Source organism: Enterobacter cloacae complex sp. GF14B (assembly GCF_004136805.1).
GTDB classification, from domain to species: domain Bacteria; phylum Pseudomonadota; class Gammaproteobacteria; order Enterobacterales; family Enterobacteriaceae; genus Enterobacter; species Enterobacter hormaechei_C.
In genome coordinates this window covers 1-9349 of record NZ_QFRV01000115.1, presented here as the reverse complement: position 1 = coordinate 9349, position 9349 = coordinate 1, and the positions used below count along the sequence as shown (strand labels likewise).

9 protein-coding genes and 1 pseudogene are annotated in these 9349 nt (G+C 56.9%); 3 read left to right on the top strand and 7 right to left on the bottom strand.

Annotation, left to right across the window (positions count from 1 at the left end; genetic code table 11):
• The 4 genes and pseudogenes from DD606_RS22720 to DD606_RS22705 form a co-directional block, all read right to left on the bottom strand.
• Positions 1 to 598 (bottom strand): annotated as a pseudogene (locus DD606_RS22720) (urea ABC transporter permease subunit UrtB); the annotation flags it as partial.
• Positions 599 to 620: 22 nt separating this feature from the next.
• Positions 621 to 1892: an urea ABC transporter substrate-binding protein gene (gene urtA / locus DD606_RS22715; RefSeq protein ID WP_061856117.1), complete on the bottom strand. Its 1272-nt coding sequence runs from the start codon at positions 1890 to 1892 to the stop codon at positions 621 to 623.
• Positions 1893 to 2093: 201 nt separating this feature from the next.
• Positions 2094 to 3197, bottom strand: coding sequence for a cobalamin-independent methionine synthase II family protein (locus tag DD606_RS22710; protein ID WP_129259187.1), 1104 nt, complete (start codon positions 3195 to 3197; stop codon positions 2094 to 2096).
• A gap of 156 nt (positions 3198 to 3353) precedes the next feature.
• Complete coding sequence (locus tag DD606_RS22705) at positions 3354 to 3764, bottom strand: rhodanese-like domain-containing protein (protein ID WP_129259185.1); 411 nt, start codon at positions 3762 to 3764, stop codon at positions 3354 to 3356.
• Between the two features lie 73 nt (positions 3765 to 3837).
• Between DD606_RS22705 and ftrA the strand changes: the two genes are divergently transcribed.
• Complete coding sequence (ftrA, locus tag DD606_RS22700) at positions 3838 to 4836, top strand: transcriptional regulator FtrA (protein ID WP_129259183.1); 999 nt, start codon at positions 3838 to 3840, stop codon at positions 4834 to 4836.
• A gap of 148 nt (positions 4837 to 4984) precedes the next feature.
• On the opposite strand, the gene DD606_RS22695 is transcribed toward ftrA, so the two are convergent.
• Complete coding sequence (locus tag DD606_RS22695) at positions 4985 to 5347, bottom strand: hypothetical protein (RefSeq protein WP_003857209.1); 363 nt, start codon at positions 5345 to 5347, stop codon at positions 4985 to 4987.
• 243 nt (positions 5348 to 5590) lie between these two features.
• Between DD606_RS22695 and DD606_RS22690 the strand changes: the two genes are divergently transcribed.
• A complete protein-coding gene (locus tag DD606_RS22690) occupies positions 5591 to 5824 on the top strand; it encodes a DUF2554 family protein (RefSeq protein WP_003857211.1) in 234 nt (77 codons plus the stop codon).
• Here the strand turns inward: DD606_RS22690 and DD606_RS22685 are convergent.
• A complete protein-coding gene (locus tag DD606_RS22685; RefSeq protein WP_003857212.1) occupies positions 5821 to 7785 on the bottom strand; it encodes a U32 family peptidase in 1965 nt (654 codons plus the stop codon). The genes DD606_RS22690 and DD606_RS22685 overlap by 4 nt on opposite strands.
• A gap of 80 nt (positions 7786 to 7865) precedes the next feature.
• Positions 7866 to 8393, bottom strand: a complete 528-nt coding sequence (locus DD606_RS22680) for a helix-turn-helix domain-containing protein (protein WP_045336245.1) — start codon at positions 8391 to 8393, stop codon at positions 7866 to 7868.
• A 92-nt stretch (positions 8394 to 8485) separates the two neighbouring features.
• Here DD606_RS22680 and DD606_RS22675 point away from each other — a divergent pair.
• Positions 8486 to 9349 (top strand): benzoate/H(+) symporter BenE family transporter (locus DD606_RS22675; RefSeq protein WP_129259181.1); only part of this gene is annotated, 864 nt, incomplete at its 3' end.

Here is a 9349-nt window from a genome sequence, read left to right as displayed (position 1 = left end):
CCCGGGTGAATGGCGTCAGCGTGGCCTGCACGTCCGGATCGTCAGACTGTCCCAGCAGTTCAACCGCGTTAAGGCGCGTTTCCGCCTGCGGACTCGCCAGCTGAAGATTTGCCAGCGCCAGCCTCAGCGACTGTCGGGTGACGTCGTCCGTTTCGCGATTAGCCCGCTGTTGCAGAAACCCGAGCATATCCGGCTGGGCGTCACGCTGAAGCTGCCGCGCGGCATGACGTCTTTCGGTGACACTGTCACTGACAAGCTGATGCGTCGCCAGCGCCGTGACGGTTAACACGCGCAGCCGGTTGGTCAGTCGCACGGCTTTGGTCGTTCCTTCGGCGCTCTTTGCCGCGCCCAGGGCCACCATTTCACCGTCGATGCGGGTAAAAGCCTTCTTCTGGCTGTCGGTGTAGAGGTTCTCTTGTTGCAGCGCTTTAAGCAGCGGCAAACGTGCAGGTTCCGGCGTGGCTGCCCAGCGGGTCAGCATGGCGGTTTGCTGGCTGCGGCTAGCGGCAACGAAATCATCGGCATCCGATGCCTGCGCCATCCCTGGCAGCAGTCCGGTAAGCCACACAATCGCAATCATCATGCGTATGGCGTTCATGACGTCTCTCCCTGGTGGTGGCTTAGTTGCTGGCGGTTTTCATCGGCTGGTCAGGTTTTTTGTCATTCCCGGCGATAAACGGGCTCCACGGCTGAGCGCGTACCGGCTGTTCGGTTTGCCAGACGACGTTGAACTGGCCGTTGCCTTCGATTTCACCAATCATGACGGGCTTATGCAGGTGGTGGTTGGTGGCATCCATGGTCAGCGTAAAGCCGGACGGCGCGTTGAACGACTGGCCCGCCATTGCCGCGCGCACTTTGTCCACGTCGGTTGTCCCCGCTTTTTCAACCGCCTGCGCCCACATATGCAGGCCGACGTAGGTCGCTTCCATCGGATCGTTGGTGACGACGGTATCGGCATTCGGCAGCTGATGGGCTTTCGCGTAGGCTTTGTAGGCCGCGACAAAGGTCTGGTTGGTCGGGTTATCGACGGATTCAAAGTAGTTCCACGCCGCCAGGTTACCCACCAGCGGTTTGGTATCAATGCCGCGCAGTTCCTCCTCGCCCACCGAGAACGCCACAACCGGCACGTCCGTGGCTTTCAGCCCCTGGTTCGCCAGCTCTTTATAGAAAGGCACGTTGGAATCACCGTTGATGGTGGAGACCACCGCCGTTTTACCGCCCGCAGAGAATTTCTTGATACTGGCGACGATGGTCTGGTAATCGCTATGACCAAATGGGGTGTAGACCTCTTCAATATCTTTATCTTCCACGCCTTTCGAGTGCAGGAAGGCGCGCAGGATCTTGTTCGTGGTGCGCGGGTAAACGTAGTCCGTTCCCAGCAGGAAGAAGCGTTTCGCGCTGCCGCCGTCCTCGCTCATCAGGTACTCCACCGCCGGGATCGCCTGCTGGTTAGGCGCCGCGCCGGTATAGAAGACGTTAGGTGACATCTCTTCACCTTCGTACTGCACCGGATAGAACAGCAAACCGTTCAGCTCCTCAAAAACCGGCAGAACCGATTTACGCGATACGGAGGTCCAGCAGCCAAACACCACGGCGACCTTATCCTGGCTCAGAAGCTGGCGGGCCTTTTCGGCAAACAGCGGCCAGTTGGAGGCCGGGTCAACCACCACCGGCTCCAGCTTTTTCCCGAGCACGCCGCCTTTGGCGTTAATTTCATCGATGGTCATCAGGGCGACATCTTTCAGGGGCGTTTCTGAAATGGCCATCGTGCCGGAGAGTGAGTGCATGATCCCGACTTTAATGGTCTCTGCGGCCTGGACGCCAAAACTGACCCCCATGGCGACCACGGTGGCGGACAAGGCGAACGCTTTTATAAAGGTACGACGGTGCATATTTTCACTCCTGAAAAAGAAAGCTGTGCGAAGACGTCCGTTACCGCCCGGACGCAGAAAAAAGTAACGTCAGTTTCAGGAGAGCAATAAGAGTGCCAGGTTGCAGAGGCAGGATTTAAACGGGTTCGAAGAGAGGATTTACGGTAAACGACTCAGAATGGTACAGCGCTGCACTGTAATAATGCAGCGCTGTGAACGGCGTTACCAGACGTCGCTGGCGATTTGCGTCACCAGGCGAATTTTATCCCACTGCTGGGCTTCGCTCAGGCTGTTACCCTCTTCCGTGGAGGCAAATCCGCACTGCGGGCTGAGGCAAATCTGCTCTTTCGCCACGTAGCGCGCAGCCTCTTCCAGACGCGCTTTCACCCCTTCCGGGTTCTCCAGTTCACCGTGCTTGGTGGTGATCAGCCCCAGCACCACCTGCTGTTTACCCGGGCGCACAAAACGCAGTGGCGCAAAGTCGCCGCTACGGTCGTTGTCGTACTCCAGGAAGAACGCGTCGACGTTCACCGTGCCGAACAGCACCTCCGCCACCGGCTCATAGCCGCCTTCGGAAATCCAGGTTGAGCGGAAGTTGCCGCGGCAGACGTGCAGCCCGATGGTCAGGTCGTCCGGTTTGCCCTCCAGCGCCTTATTCAGCACCCGGGCATAGGTTCGGGCAAGTTCGTCTGCATCGTCACCGCGCTCGCGGATCTGGTGGCGCTGGTCTTCTGAACAAAGGTAGGCCCAGACGGTATCATCCAGTTGCAGATAGCGGCAGCCTGCATCGTAAAAGGCCCGAATGGCATCGCGCCAGGTTGTCGCCAGATCGTCAAAGTAATCCTTCAGATCCGGGTAGACCGTGGCATCAATATCCTTGCGGCCACCGCGGAAGTGCAGCACGCTCGGGCTCGGAATGGTCATCTTCGGCTGTGCGTTACCGCTGATGCTTTTGATGTAGCGAAAATCTTCCAGCATAGGATGATCGCCGAAGCCCAGTTTGCCCGTTACGCGCACGCCGTGGGCTTTGGTCTGCACCCCGTTGAACTGAATGCCCTGCTGCGAATCATAACGCTCTACGCCCTGTAGCCCGTCAAAGAAGTCAAAGTGCCACCAGGCGCGGCGGAATTCACCGTCCGTTACCACATGCAGACCGCAGGCGCACTGCTGTTCGACAACATGGCGAATGGCCTCGTCCTCAACCGCGCGAAGCTGACCGGCATCGATCTCACCGCTGGCAAATTGCAGACGGGCCTGTTTAACAGAGTCCGGGCGTAAAAAACTGCCGACTACATCGGCGCGGTACGGGGCGTGGTGTCGCTGCATGGAAATCTCCTCTGTCTGTCGGCGTTAATTGCCCACAGTGATAATTCATCTCTTGAACATTTAGACTTCTGGATGTCTAAACGTCCTAAAAAGATGTCATACCGGCTCGCCGCCGACAAACGAGAAAATTTCATCTGTGTTGAAATAAATTCATGTTCACAGGGCGGGCGATGAAGATCCTGCAAACGCGAACCGCTCATCTTCCCAGCCGGTTATGCCCCCGAGCATAATCTTAACCGGCAGACCCAGACGCGCCAGCTTCAGCGCCGCCCTGTCCGCCCCGTTGCAGTGTGGGCCTGCACAATAGACGACAAACAGCGTGCCCTCTGGCCACGCTGTCATCCGCTCGGCGGTGATCTGGCTCCAGGGTAAATGCAGCGCGCCGGGAAGATGCCGCCGGGCAAAATGTTCAGGCTTCCCGACAACGTGCAGCAGAACAAAGTCCTGCTCACCGCTGGATACCGCGTGATGGACATCGGCGCAGTCCGTCTCGACGCTCAGACGACGCAGAAAATGCCCCACGGCTTCCTGCGGCTCAGCAGCCGGAAATTCAGTAACATAGCTCATGAATCTTCCTCATTTGTGGTGTTTGTGTTAACACTACTCTATCCCTTAATTCAGCACATGAATGCGTCCGCCTATGCCAGAAAACAGCAAAAAGATGACAAACTTAAGACATCCCTCGCCGCGCGCGGTCGTGCTGGCATATGACGGTTTATGTACCTTTGAGTTTGGCGTGGCGGTAGAAATCTTTGGCTTGCCGCGCCCGGAGATGGGCGATGACTGGTATCAGTTCGCCGTGGCGAGCGTGGATGGCGGCGAGCTCCGGGCAACGGGCGGGATCCGTATTCTGGCCGATGGCGATCTGCGTCTGCTGGAAACGGCGGATCTGGTTGTCGTACCCGGTTGGCGAGGGCTGGACGAACCCGTACCCGACGCGCTCTGTCAGGCGCTCCGTGCGGCGCATGCCCGGGGTTGTCAGCTACTCTCAATCTGCTCTGGCGTTTTCGTTCTGGCAGCCTCAGGCCTGCTTGACGGGCGGAAGGCAACCACCCACTGGCGCTACACGCAAGCTCTGAAAACACGCTTTCCCGCCATCACCGTGGTCGAAGATGTGCTCTACCAGGACGAAGGCGATATTCTCACTTCCGCCGGCAGCGCCGCGGGGATTGATCTGTGTCTGCACGTGGTGCGCCGGAATTACGGTATGGAGGCAGCAAACCGCGTGGCGCGTCGACTGGTGATCCCGCCCCATCGGGACGGCTCGCAAACCCAGCAACTTAGCCGACCGGTGGCTCAGTTGCGGGAGAGCCAGCGCCTGGGCCAGCTGTTCGATTATCTTCACCAGCATCTGGCCGTTTCCCATACCGTCGAATCGCTGGCCCTGCGGGTGGGTATGAGTCAACGCACCTTTCTGCGCCGTTTCCAGGACGCGACCGGGACAACGCCCGCGCGCTGGTTATTGACTGCGCGATTGCAGCGGGCAAAAGATTATCTCGAAAACAGTCGGCTCAGCATTGATAATATTGCGGAACAAACCGGATTTGGACAAAGCGCCACGCTGCGCCACCATTTCCGGCAGCAATTTGCGCTTTCGCCCGCGCAATATCGCAAACAATTTTTACAGCCGGTACGATAAACGGGCAAAAAAAAACCGCCATAATCTGGCGGTAAATGCTTGCATGGATAGATTTGTATTTTGGTATCTACGCTCCGGTATTCCCTACCGGGATGTGGATCACCAGCAATCTACCACTGTGAGCCTCAACGAAGCATAAACGAATCGATTAACCCGCTTTGGTATTAATTTGCAGATAACGCATCAGCCCCTGATCTGCACTCTGGCGGGCATCATCATTAATCGCTTCGAGATAAAACGCACGAGAGACCCCATACGGTGCCTGCTCGGGTGGGTAAACGGCGAACTGGAAGGTTTTGCCTCTCGCCTTATTGGTACAGCCCAGCTCCCAGCGATCTTCACTTACCTGGGTGCTATTACATTCGACACGTCCGTAATCGCTGGTTAAATACGATCCGACACGGCTTTTTGCTGACTGAATATATTCTGGTTCTTCATTTGAATAGATGCTGGCCGCAGCACCCACCGCAACCACTACGCCCAGAAGTGATAGCACGATTATTTTTTTCATTTATTCGATCCAATCCTTAGCCAGAAAAATCTTATTGTAAATGATTTCCCAATAAATCTAGTTGTTCTTTGCATACCAGAAATGGGAGTTTACAACGTCGATATCGCTTTTAAGAATAGTCTTAAGCGCGTTTTATTGCGACCACAATTTTTGACACTCTATTTTCTCAAATTTAAAGAGTCGAATAATTACTCTATGAAATTATCCCTACGATGACCGTAGCGTATTTTCAGGGGATAAATGATGTTCAGAAAAGAATTTTCGCTACTGCTGGTGATTAGCGCCCTGTTCTCAGGACAGATTATGGCGGAGCACAAAGGGCATGAATTTGTGTATGTGAAAAACGCCGACCATCAGCTTCGTCATGAAGCTGACAGCGACGAGTTACGCAGCGCGGCTGAGGAGTCTGCGGAGGGGTTGCGCGAGCACCATACCTGGCAGAAATCGCGCAAACCGGATACCCACTCTGCGGGTTAGCTGCCTTTACGCTTCGGCAGGGTCTTCATCAAATCGTCAGGGCTGACGGAGGCCACAATGCTTCCCGGCGGCGGCATTTTGAAGATGTGATTCTTCATCTTGCCGATAACGTGCATTTCACACGGACGGCAGTCAAACTTCAGCGTCAGCACTTCATCGCCATTCACCAGCTGCATCGGCGTCGCTTTCCAGCTTTTAATATTGCCTTTCGCCTGTTTCGGACAAAGGTTAAAAGCAAACCGCAGGCAGTGTTTGGTGATCATCACCGGCACATCGCCCTTCTCTTCATGCGCTTCATACGCGGCGTCAATCAGCTGCACGCCGTGACGATGATAAAACGCACGCGCTTTGTGGTTGTATACGTTCGCGAGGAAAGAAAGATGCGTGTCCGGGTAGACCGGCGCAGGCACCGCTTCGGCCTTACGGCTGCCGCGCGAATAGTTTGCCAGGCGTACTTCATCCAGCATCTCGGCCGTTTCACGGCGGAACTGGTTCAGCAGGCTGTTCGGCACGAACAGCGCGTCCGGCAGATTCACCTCAATATTGCGCGCGTAATAAATGGTCTGCCCCAGCTTCGCCACGCCATCCTTGAGGTTGTTGAGCGCTTTCTCCGCATTGTTCGCCACCTCGAACAGGCCGTCGAGCGTATGCGTCACGCTGATGCCGTCTTCGCAGGTCATGGTCAGGATCAGCTGCTCTTCCCAGCCCCCCAGCGCGATATCCACCGCAATGCGGCGCTCGCTGGAGGTCTTGAGCAAGGCCTGCTGCCAGTTGTGATCCAGGTTACGGTTAAGCGCCGCATTAGGACGGGCTTTGTAGAGATCGGCAGGCATTTCGTTCGGCCAGACGCGATAGCGATTTTCGCCGGTTTTCTCCACCGTATTGGCGCGGAAACCCACTACTTCACGTTTGATCATCACGTTGAGACCATCGCCGTTCGCCAGCGGCTCTGTCACCTGAACGTCAAGATGATCTTTCGCCACTTTCAGCACTTCACCCACCGGCAGGCCGATAAACTTCGGTGAGTCGAACGCGCCAATATCCCCTTTACGGGCATTCACGAAATAGTCCGTGCTGCCGCGGTGGAAGGTTTTGTCCGTAGACGGAATAAAGAAATGCTCTGTACGCCCGGCGGAGGCGCGCGCCAGATCACCGCGATCGTCGATGATGGCATCCAGCATCTGACGATAATGGGCGGTGATATTTTTCACGTAGCTCATGTCCTTGTAGCGCCCTTCAATTTTGAAGGAGCGTACGCCAGCATCGATCAGCGCACCGAGGTTCGCCGTCTGATCGTTATCTTTCATCGACAGCAGGTGTTTTTCGAATGCCACCACGCGGCCCTGATCGTCTTTCAGGGTATACGGCAGACGGCAGGCCTGAGAGCAGTCGCCCCGGTTAGCGCTGCGCCCCGTCTGGGCGTGAGAGATATTACACTGCCCGGAATAGGCCACACACAGCGCACCGTGGATAAAGAATTCAATGGTCGCGTCGGTCGCCTGATGGATATCGCGGATCTGGTTCAGGTTCAGCTCGCGCGCCAGCACAATCTGCGTAAACCCGACGTCCGAAAGAAACTTCGCCTTCTCGACGGTGCGGATATCGCACTGAGTGCTGGCGTGCAGCTCAATCGGCGGGATATCCAGTTCCAGAACGCCCATATCCTGAACGATCAGGGCGTCAACGCCGGTCTGGTAGAGATCGGTGATCAGACGCTGCGCGGGCTCCAGCTCATCATCATGAAGAATGGTGTTCAGGGTCACAAACACCTTCGCCCCGAAACGGTGAGCGAACGGTACCAGCTCGGCAATGTCGCGCAGGCTGTTGCTGGCGTTATGCCGGGCACCGAAGCCAGGGCCGCCAATGTAGACGGCATCCGCACCGTGAAGAATGGCTTCACGGGCAATGGCGGCGTCGCGGGCCGGGCTTAGCAGTTCAAGATGATGGGAGTGCAGGCGCATACTTCGTCGTTATCCGTTATGGTCAAAATGGCGGCTATTGTAGTCAGAAGTCTGTGTCAGTGAAACCGTTTTGCGACGCTTTAGCGGGGATAATGGATCAGGGAGTGAAAATGCACCGTACGGGCGCTGCTGTTGCGGTACGCGTGCGGTTTATCGCCGGCAAAACGCACGCCGGAATCAGCGTATATTGTGCGCCAGACACCGTCGATCTGCATATCCAGCTCACCGCTTATCACCACCACATGTTCGATCACCCCGGCTTCGTGCGGCGTGGACTCGCTCAGCGCGCCGGGCGACAGGGTGATGGAGAAATGGTCGAACTTAAGCTGTTCATCCCAGGGGAAAAGCGGTTTCACCACCATCGCCTGCTGCTGCGGATCGAACACCGCCTGCGGTTCGCTTTCTGGAGTGATAAACGCCGAAAAAGGTACGTTCAGCCCGGTGGCGATTTTCCACAAGGTAGAGACCGTCGGGCTGGACTCATTGCGTTCGATTTGCCCAAGCATCGCTTTCGACACGCCCGTCTCTTCCGCCAGTTTTGACAGGCTCCAGCCCCGCGCCTGACGCAGCGCTTTCAGTGTGGTTGCCAGGTGTTGAGTGATATCCATAGTTCCTCCCGTTGCGGCAAAGCATACCACTTGTACGTTATAGCGCACAGTGATACCTTATCCCGGACGTTATAACGCACAACGGAGTTTCCATGCGATCGACTGCCTCTCTCTTTCCTGCCGTGCTGGCCGGTTTTGTTGCCGTTCTGGTGGGCTATGCCAGCTCTGCCGCCATTATCTGGCAGGCGGCTGCGGCGGCTGGCGCCAGTACACAGCAAATCGCCGGATGGATGACCGCGCTAGGGCTCGGGATGGGGATCAGCACGCTGGCATTGTCGTGGTGGTATAAAGCCCCCGTGCTGACCGCCTGGTCGACTCCGGGCGCGGCGTTGCTCGCCACCAGCCTGCATGGCGTGACGCTGGCGGAAACCATCGGGGTATTTATATTCGCGAATACGCTGATTCTGCTGTGCGGCGTCACCGGCCTGTTTGCCCGGTTGATGAAACTGATCCCGCACTCGCTTGCCGCCGCTATGCTGGCGGGCGTGCTGTTACAGTTTGGCCTGAAGGCATTCAGCAATCTTGAGGGACACTTTTTTCTTTGCGGCAGTATGCTGGCCGCCTGGCTGGTGGCCAAAGCTGTAGCGCCCCGGTACGCCATTGTCGCCACGCTGCTGGTGGGCGTGTTCGTTGCCTGGGCTGGAGGTGACGTTGTCACGAAAAGGATGACGTTATCGGTCATCATGCCGGAATTCATTGCCCCTGCGTTCACCTTCACCAGCCTGATCAGCATCGGCTTACCCTTCTTCCTGGTGACCATGGCGTCGCAGAATGCGCCCGGCTTCGCCACCATGCAGGCATCGGGCTATCCGCTGGCGGTCTCACCGCTGATCGTTGCCACAGGCGGGCTGGCGCTGCTGTTGTCCCCCTTCGGCGTCTATTCTATATGCATCGCCGCCATCACCGCCGCCATCTGCCAGAGCCCGGACGCCCACCCGGATGCCAGTAAACGCTGG

Excerpts from the sequence above, each read along its gene's own strand:
- urtA (WP_061856117.1), bottom strand. The coding sequence starts at position 1,892 with ATGCACCGTCGTACCTTTATAAAAGCGTTCGCCTTGTCCGCCACCGTG.
- DD606_RS22710 (WP_129259187.1), bottom strand. The coding sequence starts at position 3,197 with ATGCAGCGACACCACGCCCCGTACCGCGCCGATGTAGTCGGCAGTTTT.
- DD606_RS22705 (WP_129259185.1), bottom strand. The coding sequence starts at position 3,764 with ATGAGCTATGTTACTGAATTTCCGGCTGCTGAGCCGCAGGAAGCCGTG.
- ftrA (WP_129259183.1), top strand. The coding sequence starts at position 3,838 with ATGCCAGAAAACAGCAAAAAGATGACAAACTTAAGACATCCCTCGCCG.
- DD606_RS22695 (WP_003857209.1), bottom strand. The coding sequence starts at position 5,347 with ATGAAAAAAATAATCGTGCTATCACTTCTGGGCGTAGTGGTTGCGGTG.
- DD606_RS22690 (WP_003857211.1), top strand. The coding sequence starts at position 5,591 with ATGTTCAGAAAAGAATTTTCGCTACTGCTGGTGATTAGCGCCCTGTTC.
- DD606_RS22685 (WP_003857212.1), bottom strand. The coding sequence starts at position 7,785 with ATGCGCCTGCACTCCCATCATCTTGAACTGCTAAGCCCGGCCCGCGAC.
- DD606_RS22680 (WP_045336245.1), bottom strand. The coding sequence starts at position 8,393 with ATGGATATCACTCAACACCTGGCAACCACACTGAAAGCGCTGCGTCAG.